The following is a 16561-nucleotide window of genomic DNA, read 5'->3' as shown; positions in this document are numbered from 1 at the left end:
TCAGGCCGGCCCGAATTCCTCTTCCACCAGCTTGCGCGACAGCCGGTGCTCGGCCATTTCCTCGATATGGCGGCGGGTGTCCCAGCCGAAGCGCTGCGCCACCATGCCGAGATAGCGCTCGGCGGCGAAGTATTCGTGGAAGGCGTCGTCGCGGAACTTCAGCACCTGGGCGGCGGTGCAATGCTCGGTGGGCAGCGGCTTGCAGTCGTAGGAATGCTGCGAGAAGCCGGACCAGCTTTCGGGCAGCGCCCAGCCGTTGGCCACCGCCTGATTGTAGAGTCCCGATCCGGGATAGGCCATGGCGGAGTAGAAATTGGCGAACTCGCAGTTGAGGTCCTTGGCCAGGTCCAGGGTTTCGCGCATGGTCTCCAGGGTGTCGTCGGGCAGGCCGAAGATGTAATTGCCGATGACGCTGATGCCGGCCTTCTGGATATCGCGGACGATGCCGACGATGTCTTCGTGCCGCAGTGCCTTGTCGGCGCCGTCGCGCACATGCTTCGAGCCCGATTCGATGCCCAGCGCCAGCCAGCGGATGCCGGCCTTGCGCAATTTGGCCAGCGTGCCCTGCTTGACGGTGTCGACGCGGGCATAGGCCCAGAAATTGAGCTGGTCGGAATAGCCCAGATCGATCAGGCCGTCGCAGATGGCCGAGACGTGCTTGTCGTTCAGCACGAACATCTCGTCGATGATCTTGAAGGTCTTGACCCCGTAGGTGCGGTAGAGGTGATCGACCTCCTTCACCACCTCGGCCGGCTTGCGCATGCGGTAGCGGTTGGACTCGAACGGCGCGTTGATGCAGCAGAAGCTGCATTTGTAGGGGCAGCCCAGCGTCGTGTAGATGCTGGCATAGGGAATGCGCGAGGCAAGGTCGCCGAAGCACTGCCAGTTATGGGCGCGGTACTTCTCCATGGGCAGCAGGTGCCAGACATTGCCGTGCAGGTCGGTGTCCAAGTCGTGAATCAGCGGCGCCGACAGGTTGACCCTGATCTTGTCCTCTCCGTCGCGCCACACCAGGCCGGCCACGCCCACAGGTTCATCCTCGGCGCCGGTCTCCAGCCATTCCAGCAATTGCATCATGGTCGCCGGCCCTTCGCCCTTGCAGGCGAAATCCACCCTCTCCTCCGCCAGGGTCCGCTCGGGCAGGGCCGAGACGTGACCACCGACGATGAGGATGGGCTGTTCGGGCGTCAGATCCTTGATGGCGGCGCAGGCCTCCCCGGCCCCCACCATCTGCTGGGTGGAGGCCGAGGGCTGGTGACCGAACACCACCATGACCACCAGGACCGGATCAAGGTCCCTGATCCGCTCCGCCACCGCCTGCGGCCCCATGGCCTCGGCCTCGGAATCGATGATCACCACCCGCCGGCCGCGATCGACGGCATAGCCGGCGAGCAGACGGCACCACAGCGGCGGCTCGATGGCGGTCAGGTCGTTGCCGAGCTGCTGGTAGATGCGCTCGCGGCCGCCGGGATTGACGAGGACGAGATCGGGGCGCGAGGTGGTGGTCATGGAATCGGTCGCCTATACGTTGCCGTAGATGCTGTTCTTGATCATGGTGTAGCCCTTGATCAGGTCCTGGATGCCCGCGTCCAGCGAGAAGGCGGGCTTGAAGCCGGTCCGCTCGATCTTCTCGTTCGAGACGATGTAGTCGCGCTTGTCGGGGTCCTCGCCGATGGGGGCCTCCACGAACACGAACTTGGGCAGGTGCTTCTGGATCACCTCGGCAAGTTCCCACTTGGACAAATTGGCGTCGGACAGGCCGACATTGTAGGCCTGATCCTTCATGGAGTCGAAATTGTCCATGCCGTGCATGAAGGCGCGGGTGACGTCGCGCACATGGATGTAGTTGCGCTTGAAATGCGGCTCGAACAGCACCACGGCGCGGTCGGTGACGGCGCGGTAGGTGAAGTCGTTGACCAGCAGGTCGATGCGCATGCGGGGCGCCATGCCGAACACGGTGGCGAGGCGGAAGCTGATGGCGTTGCCGCGCTCCAGCAGCGCCTTCTCCACCTCGACCTTGTGGATGCCGTACAGCGACACCGGCCGCAGCGGCGATTCCTCGGTGCAGAACTTGCCCTTCTCGCCGATGCCGTAGCCGGAATTGGTGATGGGCATCAGCACCCGCTGTTCCTTGGACAGCATCTTGAACAGCGCCAGCGGCGAGTCGAGATTGGTGCTGGTGGCGCCGATGGGATCGAGCGAGCACAAGGGCGCGCCGACCAGGGCGGCCAGCGGGATGACGACGTCGGCGCCGACAATCAGCGATTTCATCAGGGTGTCATTGCGGCAATCGCCCTTGACCACCGAGAAGTTGGGGTTCGAGCAGCAATGCGCCAGCGAGTTCTGCTTGAACATGAAGTTGTCGAGCACGGTGACCTTGTGCCCGGCCGCCAGCAGTTCGGGCACGAGAATCGACCCGAGATAGCCGGCGCCGCCGGTCACCAGGATATTGTAAGACATCGCTTCGCTCCCCTTCATTTTCATGGTCTGTGGGCGCCGGCGCGCATGGCGGCCGGTGCGGCGAATTCGAAAATCCTGTCAGGGCGTTTCGCCGAACATTAGGACCTTCGAATTTTAAAGCCACACTAGTTGCAATGCGTTTCCGGTGTCCAGCCCGATTCGGGCGTTTGAATCAGCGACACGCCGCGTCCAGAACCTCGCGCAGGCGGGTGATCTGGGGGGTGAGATCGAACGGATGGTTGCCGACGAAGAAGCCGTGGTCGTGGGCGAGGTCGGCGTTGGGCACGCCGCCGCCGACCACCTCGTACTCGTAGTGCCGGATCACGTCGTGGCGCAGGAAATTGCCGCCGGTGATAATGCGATAGCCGATATCGGCGTCCTTCAGGGCGGCGAACGCCTTGTTGCGGTCGATCTTCAGCGCCGGATTGAGGATGATGGTGAACGAGAACGCCGATGACTTGCCGTTCTCCTTCTGGATGATGAAGCGGTCGTCGTTGCCGAACAATTCCTGGAACAGTGCCAGGTTCTTGCGGCGCTGGGCGGTGAAGCCCGGCAGCTTCTTCAGCTGCTGGCGGCCGATGGCGGCCTCGATCTCCAGCGGCCGGACGTTGTAGCCCGGCAGGACGAAGCGGTAGGCCTCGAAGAAGTCGTTGCCCTTCTTCTGGAACACCGGGCTGTCCGGAGGCAGGTCGCGGGTCCAGCCGTGGGCGCGCAACGAACGGCACAGATGCGCCAGCTCGGTGTCATCGGTCAGGATGATGCCGCCTTCCATGGTCGAGATATGGTGCGAGAAGAAGAAGCTGAAGGTGTTGAGGTGGCCGAAGGTGCCGGCCTTCCGGCCGTTCAGCTCGGCGTCCATGCTCTCGCAATTGTCTTCGATCAGATAGAGGCCGTGCTGGTCGGCAAAGGCGCGCATCACGTCCAGCGCCGCCGGATTGCCGAGGATGGATACCGCCACGATGGCCCTGGTCTTGGGCGTCAGCGCCTTTTCCAGCTGGGCGGCGTCGATGTTCAAGGTGGCGAGGTCCACATCGACGAAGCGCAGTTTCAGGCCGTATTGCTGCAACGGGTGATAGGTGGTGGCCCACGAGATCACCGGCACGATGACTTCGTCGCCCCGCTGGAGCGGCCTGTCCGCCTTGTAGGCCAGGGCGGCGACGGCGATCAGGTTGGCGGACGAGCCGGAATTGACCATGATGCCGTGCTTCATGCCGTGATAGGCGGCGAACTCCTCCTCGAACGCCTTGACGTTGGCGCCCATGGTGTAGAAGCCGGAATCGATGACGGCCTTGGCGGCGGCGGCCTCTTCAGGCCCCCAGGACGGAGCGGCGAGTTCGTAGAACATGGTCCAGGCAATCCTGTGTGTTAGGGCCGGTTGAGGAAGGTGCGCACGCTGGCCTCGGCCACCGCCGGGCCAATTCCCACCTGTTCGTGCAAGGTGGCGCGGTCGCCCAGCTCGAAACGATAGGCCGGTTCGACTCCGAGCCCCAAGGTGGGGCGCTCCAGCCCCTGGCGGCTCAGCAGGTCGCGCAGCAGGGAATCGACGCCGCCCCGGCCGCTGAAGCCCTCTTCCATGCTGATGACCCGCGGCCTTGCCGCCATCAGTCCGGCCAGGGCGTCGGCGTCGAAGCCGGACAGGTCGAACAGATCGACGACGGCGAGGTTGATCCCGTCCCGGGCCAGCCGCTCCGCCACCTTCAGCGCGGTATGGACCATGTAGCCGGTGGCGACGACGCAGGCGTCGGCGCCGTCGCGCAGCAGGGCGAAGCCCTTGTCCAGGTCGGGGCCGGCTTCACCATGGAGAACCGGCAGGTTCTGGGCGTCGAAGCGCAGGTATTTCAGTCCCGGCCGGCCGGCGCAGCGGTCGAACAGGCGGCCGGCGGTGACGTGGTCGGCGGGCGACAGCACCTGGAATCCGGGCAGCGCCCGCATCAGGGTGATGTCCTCGTAGCACTGGTGGGTCGGTCCCGACACCACGTAGCTGTAGCCGGCGCCCACCCCCACCAGGGTGACGTTCATGGGGCGCACCGTCGACAGCAGCGCCAGGTTGGTGCGGCACTGCTCGTAGCAGCGCATGGTGATGAAGGGGGCGATGGCGTAGGCGAAGACAGTGAAGCCTTCCAGCGCCAGGCCGGCCGATACGTTGATCAGGTTCTGCTCGGCGATGCCGACGTTGATGAACCGCCTGGGGAAGTCGCCGCGGATGCGGTCCAGGGTGGGGGCGCCGAAATCGGCGGCGACGAAGAACAGGCGCTCGTCGTCGGCCATGCCTTGCCAGATGCGCTCCAGCAGGGCGTCGCGCATGGCCCTCGGCTTGGGCTCGTTCATGGCCGGGGCTCCTGCAACAGGGCGTCGATGACATCGAAACTGGGCGACATCACATGGGACATGGGGGCGTTTTCCAGCCCCGGCACGCCCCGGCCCTTGATGGTGCGGGCCACCAGCGCCTTGGGCCGGCCGTCGCGGGTCTTCTTCAGGTGCGACAGCGCCCGATGCACCGCCATGACGTCGTGGCCGTCCACCTCCAGGCAGTGCCAGCCGAAGCCGCCCAGCCGGTCGGCCAGCCGGCCCAGCGAATTGATCTCGTCGGTGAAGCCCAGCATGCAGATGCGGTTGTCGTCGACCACCAGGGTCAGGTTGTCCAGCCGGTTCTGGGCGGCGAACATGATGGCTTCCCAGTTGGCGCCCTCGTGCAGTTCGCCATCGCCGGTGACCACGAAGACGTCTTGCGGCCCGTCCTTGACCTTGAGGCCCAGCGCCATGCCGCTGGCGACGCCCAGTCCGTGGCCCAGCGAGCCGTTGACCGTCTCGTAGCCGGGGATCACCGGATCGGGGATGCCACCCAGGAAGCTGCCCGCCTGGCACACCCGTTCCAGTTCCGAGGCGGGGAAAAAGCCCAGGTCGGCCAGGATCGGATACATGCAGATGGAGCCATGGCCCTTGCTGATGATGCAGCGGTCGCGCTCCTCCCAGGCGGGATTCTGGGGGTCGAACCGCATCAGGCCGCCGTAATAAAGCGAGACGAAAATCTCGATGGGCGACAGCGACGACGCCAGCCGGACTTCCGGCGCCCGGCGATAGACCTTGAGGGTCTGGCGCCAGACCCAGTCCGCCTTGGCTTTCAGATCAACGTTGACCCCTGAAGCTTCCACGCCCAGACCCCTATTCTCGGATTCGGGCGCACACTACCAAATTGCACCTGTCGCTCCAAGCATCTCAATCCATGAAACCGTCATCGGGCATTCGCGCGACGCCGTCGCCGAATTGGGCCGCGTGGGCGAAAGCCTCCTCGCAATCGGCGACGAAGGCCTGGACGGCGGCCCGCGCGCATTCGGCCGGATCGCGCCTCAGGCGGCGGGCGCAGGCGGCGAGGCGGGCGGCAAGGTCGGAATCGAGATCGATCGTCATGCGCCGTTCTCCGTTCTCGCGGTTATTCGTCCACGTTCAGCAGGGCGCCCCGGATGCGGGCGCCGTGCCAGACCCACAGGAACAGGGCGGTCCCGGCGGCAAGATAGAGCAGGTTCAACGCCATCGCCGAGACCAGCAGGTCGAGGCGGAAGCCATGCCCCAGCATGACCGAGCGCATGCCCTCGAACACATGGGCCGGCGGCAGCGCCCAGGCCAGCGGTTGCAGCCATTCCGGCAGGGTGGCGATGGGGTAATAGATGCCGGCCAGCGGCGCGATGGCGAAGATCAGGACCCAGGCCAGGCTTTCCGCGCCCAGGCCGAAACGCAGCACCAGCGCCGAGACCGCCAGTCCGATGGCCCAGCCGCTGATCATCAGGTTGATCCAAAAGCCGATCAGCGGCAGCCCCAGGGTGAAGATGGAATAGTGATACAGCGGAATCGCCAGCATGGCGGCCGGCAGCACCCCGATCAGGGTGCGGATCAGGCTCATGCACAGTATCGAGGCCACCAGTTCGTGGGGGCGGAGCGGGCTGACGGAAAGATGGCCGAGATTGCGCGACCACATCTCCTCCAGGAAGGACAGCGCCACCCCCAGATTGCCGCGAAACATCACGTCCCACAGGATCACCGCCCCGATCAGCACGCCGGCGGCCTGGGCCACCCAGTTGGAGGTGGTGGCGAAGAACTGGCTGGTGAACCCCCATACCACCATGTTGATGGCCGGCCAATAGGCCATCTCCAGCAATCTCGGCCACGACCCCCTCAGGATGTAGAGGTGGCGCAGGCACATGGCCCCGATGCGGTGAAGGGAATCCATCAGTCCTTGCACATGGCGGTCTTGCCCTGGACGGTGCATTCGGCGCGGGTCCGCAGGGTCATCTCCTCGCCATTGTCATAGGTGCAGATCACCCGGGTGATCTTGGTGGTCCGCAGGACCTTGATGCCGAACAGCTTGCTGTTCTTGCGGGTCTCGGCCGGGGTGGCGCAGTGCAGATAGCCCTGGAAGTCGCCGGCCTCCCACAGGGCGGTGTCCTTCAGCTTTTTGTAGTTGTCCAGGCTGTGGCAGGTGTCGCCGTCGCCCTTGTCGTAGATGCGGGCGTTGTCGCTGCAATAGCCGTTGAAGCCGGTCATCAGCTCCTTCTCGGTGGGGCAGTCACCCACCTGAACGGCGGTGGCGAGGTCGGGGCAAGCGACCTCGCCGGCCATGGCGGGAAAGGTGGCGACGCACAGAATGGCGGCAAGACGTCGGATCATGGCCTTCTCCTTGAAATGACGGGGCATTCTAGCGGGAAGCCGGTCCGAGCGAACTGACAAAAGTCAAGTGAGCCACCATGGGGGCGCATCCAATCATTCATTTCCGGTTCATGTTCGCAAGCCTAGTCTCTGCCGTCTTTCGCAGCCAGACCACAGAAAGGACGATCATGCCACGACGCGCCCTTCCCCTTGCCGCCCTCATCCTGACGGCGGCCCTGTCCCTTGCCCCGGCGGCCGTCGCCAGGGACGGCCATTCCCACGAATCCGGCCACGGCGGCCAGTTGACTCTCGATCACGGGCGCAAATGGCAGACCGATGCCCCGTTGCGCCAGGGCATGTCCGCCATCGGCGCCGACATGGCCGGCGCGCTGGATCGCATTCATGGCAACCGCTTCGGCCCGGCCGATTACGAGGCCCTGGCCGGTTCCATCGATGCCCATATCGACGGCATCACCCGCGATTGCCGATTGCCGCCGGCCGCCGATGCGCAGCTGCATCTGGTTCTGGCCGAGATCATGGACGCCTCCGAGGTGATGAAGGGCAAGGGCGGAACGCGGGACCGGTCGCGAGGCGCGGTGACGGTGGTCAAGGCTCTCGACGCCTATCAGGCCCATTTCGATCATCCCGGATGGAGACCGCTCGCCCACTGATGCCAACGGTCGAAACATTCGGCCATAGGTAGGACATCATGGCCGGTGGTGTGAATCTCCCGCTTCGCACTTCGCGATTCGCAAAATGAAACGCGAAGTGCGAAACCGACCCGGATCGGGTCCATTCCACCGGGGTGATTCCTGGCATGGCGCTTGCGGCTTCCAGTGACGAGCAATTCGTCTCCGGGAGGTCGTCATGCGTCCCTCAGTCCTGGTCACCGGCGGTGCCGGCTATATTGGCAGTCATACCTGCAAGGCCCTGTCCGAGGCCGGCTGGTCGCCGGTGGCCTACGACAACCTGTCCGGCGGCCACGACTGGGCGGTGCGCTGGGGGCCGCTGGAACAGGGCGACGTCCGCGACCGCCAGCGCCTGATCGAGGTGATGCGTCTTCACCATCCGGTGGGGGTGATCCATCTGGCCGGCCTGGTCGATTGCCGGCTTGACGCCAACACCCCCCTGGATTTCTTCGACGTCAATGTCGGCGGCACCATCGCCCTGCTCCAGGCCATGGCGGCGGCGGGGATTCCCCACCTGGTCTATTCCAGTTCCGCCGCCGTCTACGGGCTGGGTGAATTCTCGCCCGCCGACGAGGCCCATCCGGTGGCGCCGCTCAATCCCTTCGGCCGCTCCAAATGGGTGGCCGAGCAGATCATCGCCGATGTCGGGCGCGACACCGGGCTGTCGTGGACCTGTCTGCGCTACTTCAACGTCGCCGGCGCCGACCCCGCCGGCGAGATCGGCGAGGCCCACCACCCCGAAACCCACCTGATTCCCGTCGCCATCGAGGTGGCGATGCAGCGACGGGCCGCTTTCCTGTTGTTCGGCCGCGACCACGACACCCCCGATGGCACCTGCATGCGCGACTACGTCCATGTGGGCGACGTGGCCGCCGCCAATATCCTGGCGCTGCGGCGGATGATGGATGGGGGCTGGCCGCTCACCCTCAATGTGGGAACCGGCGAGGGCTGGTCGGTGCGGCAGGTGTTGCAGCAGGTCGAGCGCGTCTCCGGTCAGATCGTGCCGGTGCTGGTCCGCGACCGTCGTTCCGGCGATCCGGCCTCGCTGGTGGGCGAATGCTCGCGCGCCCGTTCGCTGCTGGACTGGAAGCCGGTCCGCAGCGCCCTGCCGATGATGGTCGAGGACGCCTGGCGCTGGCACACCCAGCCCCAGCGGCTGACCTGACCGGGACGCGACGGCGTCCTTCGCAAAAGCGAACCCCGGCCATGGGAGGATGGCCGGGGTTCATGTCCGTCGTCGCCAGTGTCCGAAACAGCGGGATGGGGGGGAGAGTCCCGGACACCTGCGGGCGACGGCGGATCGGCTTTCGAGGGGAGAATGGGAGAATTCCCCCCTCGAAAGAATCAGGCGGCGACCTTGGTCAGAGCCTGGAACGCGGCGAAGCGGGCGTTCAGGGGCTCGAAGGCGGCGGTGAAGGCCGAGGTGGCCAGCTCGGCCAGCTTGCGGCTGTCGGCGACGGCGGCTTCGATGGACTCGCGGGCCAGCTTGCTCTGAAGGTCGGCCAGCTCGGCCGGGCTCTTGACCGAGAACATGGCCTTCACGGCGGCGTCGGCCTTTTCGACGCCCTTGGCGACCACGGCCTGCTGGGCCTTGGCGATTTCCTCGAACGCCTTGACGGTGGCGGCGCCGCTCTGGGCGATGGCGTCGGCGTTGTCCTTGCTGATGGCGACCAGCTTGTCGAAACCGTCGAACTTGAAGCTCATGACGAAACCCTTCCGAAGTGGGAGGCAATGCCGCCGCGAGGGCGTATTGCAGTGCAACATGAGGGTAATCTACCGCATCCCCCCTGCGACGCAATACGCTTTTTTGCAGTGCAGCATTCGATTCTTGCAATGCTCCCAGCAAAACGCCCCCGAAGCGGCGACCGCTTCGGGGGCGTGAACCGGCGGAGTTCAGCGGGTGGCGGCGAAATCGCGCAGAACGTTCATTTCCATCTGCGCCTCGTGCAGGCGGAAATTGACGGCGTCGCCGATGGAGACGATGCCCAGCAATTCGTCCTTCTCGACCACCGGCAGGTGGCGGATGCGGCGCTCGGTCATCACCTCCATCACCGCCTTGATCGAATCCGAGGGCGAGCAGGTGACCACCGGGCTGGACATGATGTTGCGGACCGGCATTTCCAGCGCGCTCTTGCCGTACTGGGACAGGCCCTTGACGATGTCGCGTTCCGACAGCACGCCCACCAGCTTGCCCTTGGCGTCGCACACCACCGCGACGCCGACCTTCTTGTTGGTCAGCAGGGCGGCGGCGTCGGCCACCGCGTGTTCGGGCCGGACGGTAAAGACGTTGCTGCCCTTGGTCTTCAGGATGGCTTCAACGGACATCGATGGTCCCCCTTTTGATTTTGCTTCAACCGTTTCGGTCGGCAGATTGTACGTGGTCCAGAATGGGGGGCGTGCCGGAGAATTTCAATGTCCAACTGAGGCCGGCGGCGCGACCCCGCTTTGCGCCAATTGATCGGCCAGGGCGGCCCGCAGCCGTTTCAGCCCCTCGGCCGAGGCGGCCTCGCAACGGGCCACCAGCACCGCCTGGGTGTTCGACGCGCGCAGCAGCCACCAGCCGTCCGCGGTGTCGACGCGAACGCCGTCGATGGCGTTGAAGGCCGCGCCCGCCGCCTCCAGTCGCGCCCTGACCTCGCCGATCACGGCGAACTTGCGCTGGTCGGGACAGTCGAAGCGCAATTCCGGGGTGTTGACCATGTGGGGCAGCCGGTCGCGGCGATGGGCCAAGGTTTCCCGATCCCAGCGTGCCACCACGCCCAGCAGGCGCACGGCGGCGTACAGCGCGTCGTCGAAGCCGTAATAGCGGTCGGCAAAGAAGATGTGGCCGCTCATCTCGCCGGCCAGGGGCGCCCCGGTCTCGGCCATCCGGGTCTTGATCAGCGAATGGCCGGTACGGCCCATCACCGCGTTGCCGCCCATGCGCGTCACCTCGTCGAAGAACACCCGGCTGGCCTTGACGTCGGCGATGATGGTGGCGCCGGGCCGGGCCTTCAGCAGGTCCTCGGCCAGGATCACCAGGATCTGGTCGCCCCACAGGATGCGGCCCTCGCCGTCGACCACGCCGATACGGTCGCCGTCGCCGTCGAAGGCGATGCCGAGATGGGCGCCCTCGACCAGCACCCGGTCCTGAAGCGCCACCAGATTGTGGGGCTCGGTGGGGTCGGGATGGTGGTTGGGAAAACGTCCGTCGATCTCGCCATACAGCACAGTGTGGCGGCCGGGCAGGGTCTTGACCAGTTCGGCCAGCGCCTCGCCGGTGGCGCCGTTGCCGCAATCCCACACCACGGTCAGGTCGCGGGCGCCGTCGTAATCCTGTGCCAGGCGAGCGACATAGTCCGGCAGGATGGCGTCGTCGACCGCCTCGCCCTCGCCGCTTTCAAGATCGCCGGCGGCGGCAAGCCGGCCCAGGTCCTGAATGTCGGCGCCGAAGAACGGCCGCCCCGCCAGCACCATCTTGAAGCCGTTGTGGTCGGGGGGGTTGTGGCTGCCGGTCACCATGATGCCGCCATCGGCCTCCCGTACCTTGGCGGCGTAGTACAGCATCGGGGTCGGCCCCCGCCCGACGCGCCGCACCGAACATCCCGAGGCCATCAGGCCCTCGGCCAGCGCCTCGGCCATCTCGGGCGACGATAGCCGCCCGTCCCAGCCGACGCACACCACCCGGCCGCCGTTGCGGCGCACGCGGGTGCCGAAGGCACGGCCGATGGCGCGGGCATCGGCGGCGAACAGGGTTTCGCCGACAATGCCGCGAATGTCGTATTCCCGCAGGATGGTGGGGTGGAAGGCGTGGGTCATTTTTTGTATCTCGTAATTACGTCAAGAGTGAGATCGATTTCTTTACAGACGGATAATGGGCCTTGATCATTACGGGTGTCTCTTGAGTTAATGGCTTTCCTTAAATTTTCCAAGATGCGTCCTGTAACTTCATAGTACCTATTATAGTTCCGCAATTCATAAATTGCAGCAATTTGTCGATCTGCATACCTATTTGCAATATTATCTGTATCGCCAACTGCTGTTTTGACCAATCCATGATATGTCTCAAATTCGCGATGCTGGCGATCCTCCCTGCGGATTCTAACATATTTGAATGCAGGATAGATCAGTATGACCAGGGATATCGCCGCAATTACCAAGCTCACAATCGTGGCAATTGCAGCCGATTGCTCAATCGTCCAACTCATCGTTCCAGCTCCTGTCATCGTAATGGTGGGGCCAGATCATGAACCACAGAGACATAGAATAGCAATCATAACGATCAAGTTTGCACATTAACACTTCCAATTACTAGTATTGCCCGGACTTGTTCCGGGCATCCACGTCGTTCCGCACTGTCGATGGCTCAAGTGCGGCACCACGTGGGTCGCCGGGTCAAGCCCGGCGATGACGGGGAGACAATGAGGTTCCGTCCGGCAGAGCCTCTCTGTGTCTCTGTGGTGAGTCCCTCTTTTCTTTAAGTAATCACCGTCGGTTCCGTCCGCCCTGTCCTGGCCTCGATTTCAGCCAGATCGCGGGCGATGACGATGAGATCGGCCAGGGCGGCTTGCGGGTCAATATCCTGCCGGGCCGGGTCGGGCTCGAAGCGCTCGATATAGACGCGCAGGGTGGCGCCCTCGGTGCCGGTGCCCGACAGGCGGTAGACGATGCGCGAGCCGTCGTCGAACACCACCCGGATGCCCTGCTTCCTCGACACCGAGCCATCGACCGGGTCGGTATAGGCGAAGTCGTCGTTGACGGCGACGCCATAGGCCCCCAGGCGCTTGCCCTTGAGGTCGAGGCCGCGCAGATGCTCCATCAGGCCGTCGGCGGCCTTGGCATCGATGCCCTCGTAATCGTGGCGGGAATAGATGTTGCGGCCGAACTCGCGCCAGTGGGCCGTGACGATGTCGGCGACGCTCTGCTTGCGCGCCGCCAGCACGTTCAGCCACATCAGCACCGCCCACAGCCCGTCCTTTTCCCGCACATGGTCCGAGCCGGTGCCGAAGCTTTCCTCGCCGCACAGCGTCGCCTTGCCGGCGTCCAGCAAGGTGCCGAAGAACTTCCAGCCGGTGGGGGTCTCGAAGACGGGAATTCCCAGCTTCTCCGCCACCCGGTCGGCGGCGGCCGAGGTCGGCATCGAGCGGGCGATGCCCTTCAGCCCGGCCTTGTAGCCGGGGCACAGGGTGGCGTTGGCGGCCAGCACGGCCAGCGAATCCGACGGGGTGACGTAGAAATCGCGCCCCAGCACCATGTTGCGGTCGCCGTCGCCGTCGGACGCCGCGCCGAAATCGGGAGCCCCCTCGCCGCTCAGGGCCTCGACCAGATCGTGGGCGTGGACCAGATTGGGGTCGGGATGGCCGCCGCCGAAATCCTCCAGCGGCACGCCGTTCATCACGGTGCCGGCCGGAGCGCCCAGGCGGCGTTCCAGAATCTCGACCGCATAGGGGCCGGTGACGGCGTGCATGGCGTCGAATCTCATGCGGAAACCCGCCTTGAACGCGGCCCGGATGGCGGCGAAGTCGAACAGGCTTTCCATCAGGTCGGCGTAATCGGCCACCGGGTCGAACACCTCGACCGTCATGGCGCCCAGCCGCTGCTCGCCCGGCCGGTCGAGGTCGAGGTCGGCGGCCGTGACGATGCGGTATTCCGAAATCGCCTCGGAGCGGGCGTGGATGGCCTCGGTGACGGCCTCGGGCGCCGGGCCGCCGGCCGGAATGTTGTACTTGATGCCGAAATCCTCGGTGGGGCCGCCGGGATTGTGGCTGGCCGACAAGATGATGCCGCCGAAGGTCCGGTACTTGCGGATGACGGCCGAGGCCGCCGGCGTCGACAGGATGCCGCCCTGGCCCACCATCACCCGGCCGAACCCGTTGGCGGCGGCCATCTTCAGGATGGTCTGGATGGCGGCGCGGTTGTGATAGCGGCCGTCGCCGCCCACCACCAGGGTCTTGCCGGCGATGTCGCCGATGGAATCGAACACCGCCTGGACGAAGTTCTCCAGGTAATGGGGTTGGGCGAACACCGCCACCTTCTTGCGCAGGCCCGACGTGCCGGGCTTCTGGCCGGGAAAGGGCCTGGTCGAGACGATCCTGATCTCGGGCATGCAGATCTCCTTGAGAGGCCCCTCAATCGCCGGGCGGACCACATCCGTGGTCCTTGGCTCTCGCCGCACGGGCGGCGCCGGCCTTCGGCCGCAACTCCTCGCCGATCAAACTATCGGCTCGTCGAACTCATATCCTGACGGCGGCGCCCGAAGAGTCAATCAGCTGCGGAACACCACCGTCTTGGACCCGTTCAGCAGCACCCGCTGTTCGGTGTGCCAGCGCACGGCGCGGGCCAGCACCACGTTCTCGATGTCGCGGCCGATGGCCACCAGATCGTCGGGGGTATGGGTGTGGTCGACCCGCTCGACGCTTTGCTCGATGATGGGGCCTTCGTCCAGGTCGGGGGTGACGTAATGGGCGGTGGCGCCGATGATCTTGACGCCCCGGGAATGGGCCTGGTGATAGGGCTTGGCGCCCTTGAAACTGGGCAGGAACGAATGGTGGATGTTGATGGCGCGCCCCTGTAGCCGGGCGCACATGTCGGTGGACAGGATCTGCATGTAGCGGGCCAGCACCACCAGTTCGGCGCCGGAGCGGTCGATGACCTCCATCACCCGGGTTTCCTGGGCGGCCTTGTCGTGCTTGTCCACCGCCAAATAGTGATAGGGGATGCCGTGCCATTCGACGATGGAGCGCATCTCCTGGTGGTTGGAGATCACCGCCGGAATCTCGACGTTGAGCGAGCCGGTGTGATAGCGGTGCAGCAGGTCGTTGAGGCAATGGCCGAACTTGGACACCAGGATCACCACGCGGGCCTTGCGGCCGGCGTCATGCAGCTTCCAGATCATCTGGAAACGGTCGGCGATGGCGGTGAACAGCTTTTCGAACTCGCCCTTGGGGGGCGTCATGGCGCCCGGCCCGAACACGATTCGCATGAAGAAGCGCGACGACAGCGGATCGCCGTACTGCGCCGCCTCGGTGATGAAGCAATCGTGCTGGCTGAGGAATCCCGAGACCGCCGCCACGATTCCCACCGTGTCGGGACAGGTGATGGTCAGTATCCAAGCCCGCTTCTCGGCCATGCTGTCGCTCCCGTCATGCGCCCAGCCACAGGTTTAGCCCGGACGCGCCGGGCCGGCAATCGCCCCCTTGCGTTTTTTTCGCAAATGCCCGAAGGTCCGACCCATTGCCGGCCCTGCCTGAGGAGAGGCCCGATGATCACCGTGTATTACAAGTCGGGCACCGCCCAATGGAAATATGAGCTGGAGGATTCCGAGCACGACTACATCATCAAGAACGTGCTTGAGGATAACCCCGACCTGACGGAGATGTTCGACGATTCGCTGGACATCCTGCGCGACATCTCGGCCATGGACGAGGACGAGATGGACGAGGAGGACGAGATCGACCAGACCATCGCCGTCTCGTTCCTGTGGCATTACTTCAATCATCTGGCCGAGGGCGACGACCGCATCCAGGGCGATCTGGTCCTGATCGAGGAGGACGACGGCTCGGGCGTCACCGTCCTGCCCGCCTCCGCCATCGACGAGGACGAGTAGCCGGCCGGCGCCGGAACGAGGAGGAGACCTCCTCCCTCCGGCGCCCGCGCCGTCACAGTCCGTAGGCGGCGGCCATCACCGGGTCCTTGGCCGCCACCGCCCTGGCGAGGTCGACCATGACCTTGGCCTGCTTCCAGGTGGCGTCGTCCTGCATCTTGCCGTCGATCATCACCGCGCCGGTGCCGTCGGGCATGGCGTCGAGAATCTTCCTGGCGAACAGCACCTCGGCCACGTCGGGGCTGAACACCTTCTTGGCGATGTCGATCTGCTTGGGATGCAGGCTCCAGCCGCCGGCGCAGCCCAGCAGGAAGGCGTTGCGGAACTGCGCCTCGCAGGCGGCATCGTCGGAGAAGTCGCCGAACGGGCCGTAGAACGCCTTGATCCCGGCCGACTGGCAGGCGTCCACCATCCTGGCGACGGTGTAGTGCCACAGATCCTGCTGGAACAAGGTGCGGCCGGCCCGGCCCTCGGCGGCGTCCTCCAGCACGCCGTAGGACGGATGGCCGCCGCCGACGCGGGTGGTCTTCATGCCGCGCGACGCCGCCAGGTCGGCCGGCCCCAGGCTCATGCCGTGCATGCGCGGGCTGGCCTTGGCGATTTCGGCGATATTCTCGACGCCCAGCGCGGTCTCTAAGATGGCGTGGATCAGGATGGGACGGCGGACCCCGTTCCGGGCCTCCAACTGCGCCAGCAACTGGTCGAGATAATGGATGTCCCATGGGCCTTCCACCTTGGGCAGCATCACCACGTCGACCTTGTCGCCGGCCTCGCCGACGATGGCGGTGAGGTCGTCCAGCAGCCAGGGCGAGTTGAGGCAGTTGACCCGGGTCCACAATCCGGTGTCGGGATTGTCCCAGCCCTTGGCGACCTCGACGAAGCCGGCCCGCGCCGCCTCCTTGGCGTCGGCGGGAATGGCGTCCTCCAGATTGCCCAGCAGCACGTCCACCTGCTTGCCCATCTCGCCGGCCTTGGCCCGCATCTTCTCGACATGGGGCGGGAAGAAATGGATCATCCGCTCCAGCCGCACCGGCAGCTCGCGATAGGGGGCCGGCGCGCCGATGGCGAGCGGCTCGAAGAACTTGCGGGGCGGCTTGGTGCTCATGAACGCAATCCTCTTGCGACAAATAACGATGGGCCGAAATAATGCTGCGTGATGGTGCGGCGCACAAGAGGGAACTGCATCAGG

At 65.2% G+C, this 16561-nt stretch carries 18 protein-coding genes; 3 read left to right on the top strand and 15 right to left on the bottom strand.

The genetic code is table 11. The annotated features are described in order from the left end of the window. From MTBSS4_RS01995 to MTBSS4_RS01960, 8 genes are all read right to left on the bottom strand, one after another. Positions 1-1509, bottom strand: coding sequence for a radical SAM protein (locus MTBSS4_RS01995; protein WP_173981705.1), 1509 nt, complete (start codon positions 1507-1509; stop codon positions 1-3). A gap of 12 nt (positions 1510-1521) precedes the next feature. Next, a complete protein-coding gene (locus MTBSS4_RS01990; protein ID WP_173981704.1) occupies positions 1522-2460 on the bottom strand; it encodes an NAD(P)-dependent oxidoreductase in 939 nt (312 codons plus the stop codon). 172 nt (positions 2461-2632) lie between these two features. Then, positions 2633-3805 carry a DegT/DnrJ/EryC1/StrS aminotransferase family protein gene (locus tag MTBSS4_RS01985; RefSeq protein ID WP_173981703.1) on the bottom strand — a complete coding sequence of 391 codons (1173 nt, stop codon included), beginning with the start codon at positions 3803-3805 and terminating at the stop codon, positions 2633-2635. Between the two features lie 20 nt (positions 3806-3825). Further along, entirely contained in the window at positions 3826-4788 is a 963-nt protein-coding gene (locus tag MTBSS4_RS01980) for a transketolase family protein (RefSeq protein WP_173981702.1), read from the bottom strand. Beyond that, a complete protein-coding gene (locus MTBSS4_RS01975) occupies positions 4785-5612 on the bottom strand; it encodes a transketolase (RefSeq protein ID WP_173981701.1) in 828 nt (275 codons plus the stop codon). The genes MTBSS4_RS01980 and MTBSS4_RS01975 overlap by 4 nt, the downstream gene beginning before the upstream one ends. A 64-nt stretch (positions 5613-5676) precedes the next feature. Next, on the bottom strand, positions 5677-5868 hold the full coding sequence (locus MTBSS4_RS01970; protein ID WP_173981700.1) for a hypothetical protein: 192 nt from the start codon (positions 5866-5868) through the stop codon (positions 5677-5679). 22 nt (positions 5869-5890) lie between these two features. Continuing rightward, positions 5891-6685, bottom strand: coding sequence for an ABC transporter permease (locus MTBSS4_RS01965; protein ID WP_173981699.1), 795 nt, complete (start codon positions 6683-6685; stop codon positions 5891-5893). Continuing rightward, positions 6685-7122, bottom strand: coding sequence for a hypothetical protein (locus tag MTBSS4_RS01960; RefSeq protein ID WP_173981698.1), 438 nt, complete (start codon positions 7120-7122; stop codon positions 6685-6687). Before MTBSS4_RS01960 ends, MTBSS4_RS01965 begins: the two co-directional genes overlap by 1 nt. Positions 7123-7289: 167 nt before the next feature. On the opposite strand from MTBSS4_RS01960, the gene MTBSS4_RS01955 reads away from it, so the two are divergent. Then, positions 7290-7772, top strand: coding sequence for a hypothetical protein (locus tag MTBSS4_RS01955; protein ID WP_173981697.1), 483 nt, complete (start codon positions 7290-7292; stop codon positions 7770-7772). Positions 7773-7968: 196 nt separating this feature from the next. Beyond that, positions 7969-8955, top strand: coding sequence for a UDP-glucose 4-epimerase GalE (gene galE / locus MTBSS4_RS01950; protein ID WP_173981696.1), 987 nt, complete (start codon positions 7969-7971; stop codon positions 8953-8955). Between the two features lie 179 nt (positions 8956-9134). On the opposite strand, the gene MTBSS4_RS01945 is transcribed toward galE, so the two are convergent. The 6 genes from MTBSS4_RS01945 to purU form a co-directional block, all read right to left on the bottom strand. After that, positions 9135-9494, bottom strand: coding sequence for a phasin family protein (locus tag MTBSS4_RS01945; RefSeq protein ID WP_173981695.1), 360 nt, complete (start codon positions 9492-9494; stop codon positions 9135-9137). A gap of 189 nt (positions 9495-9683) precedes the next feature. Beyond that, a complete protein-coding gene (locus MTBSS4_RS01940) occupies positions 9684-10115 on the bottom strand; it encodes a CBS domain-containing protein (protein WP_173981694.1) in 432 nt (143 codons plus the stop codon). Between the two features lie 84 nt (positions 10116-10199). Then, complete coding sequence (gene pgmG, locus MTBSS4_RS01935) at positions 10200-11588, bottom strand: phosphoglucomutase/phosphomannomutase PgmG (RefSeq protein ID WP_173981693.1); 1389 nt, start codon at positions 11586-11588, stop codon at positions 10200-10202. Further along, positions 11585-11977 (bottom strand): hypothetical protein, encoded by a 393-nt coding sequence (locus MTBSS4_RS01930; RefSeq protein ID WP_173981692.1) that lies wholly within the window; start codon positions 11975-11977, stop codon positions 11585-11587. The genes pgmG and MTBSS4_RS01930 overlap by 4 nt, the downstream gene beginning before the upstream one ends. A gap of 269 nt (positions 11978-12246) precedes the next feature. Then, positions 12247-13875: an alpha-D-glucose phosphate-specific phosphoglucomutase gene (locus tag MTBSS4_RS01925; RefSeq protein ID WP_173981691.1), complete on the bottom strand. Its 1629-nt coding sequence runs from the start codon at positions 13873-13875 to the stop codon at positions 12247-12249. A 159-nt stretch (positions 13876-14034) separates the two neighbouring features. Continuing rightward, a complete protein-coding gene (gene purU, locus MTBSS4_RS01920; RefSeq protein WP_173981690.1) occupies positions 14035-14898 on the bottom strand; it encodes a formyltetrahydrofolate deformylase in 864 nt (287 codons plus the stop codon). A gap of 132 nt (positions 14899-15030) precedes the next feature. On the opposite strand from purU, the gene MTBSS4_RS01915 reads away from it, so the two are divergent. Beyond that, positions 15031-15375, top strand: coding sequence for a hypothetical protein (locus MTBSS4_RS01915; protein ID WP_173981689.1), 345 nt, complete (start codon positions 15031-15033; stop codon positions 15373-15375). Between the two features lie 52 nt (positions 15376-15427). Here MTBSS4_RS01915 and MTBSS4_RS01910 read toward each other — a convergent pair whose 3' ends face one another. Further along, positions 15428-16477: a CoA ester lyase gene (locus MTBSS4_RS01910; RefSeq protein ID WP_173981688.1), complete on the bottom strand. Its 1050-nt coding sequence runs from the start codon at positions 16475-16477 to the stop codon at positions 15428-15430. Positions 16478-16561: the final 84 nt, after the last annotated feature.

This window comes from Magnetospirillum sp. SS-4, from assembly GCF_902729425.1.
Taxonomy (GTDB): Bacteria; Pseudomonadota; Alphaproteobacteria; order Rhodospirillales; family Magnetospirillaceae; genus Phaeospirillum.
The sequence above is the reverse complement of the archived record's forward strand: the minus strand, read 5'-3'. Positions and strand labels throughout refer to the sequence as shown.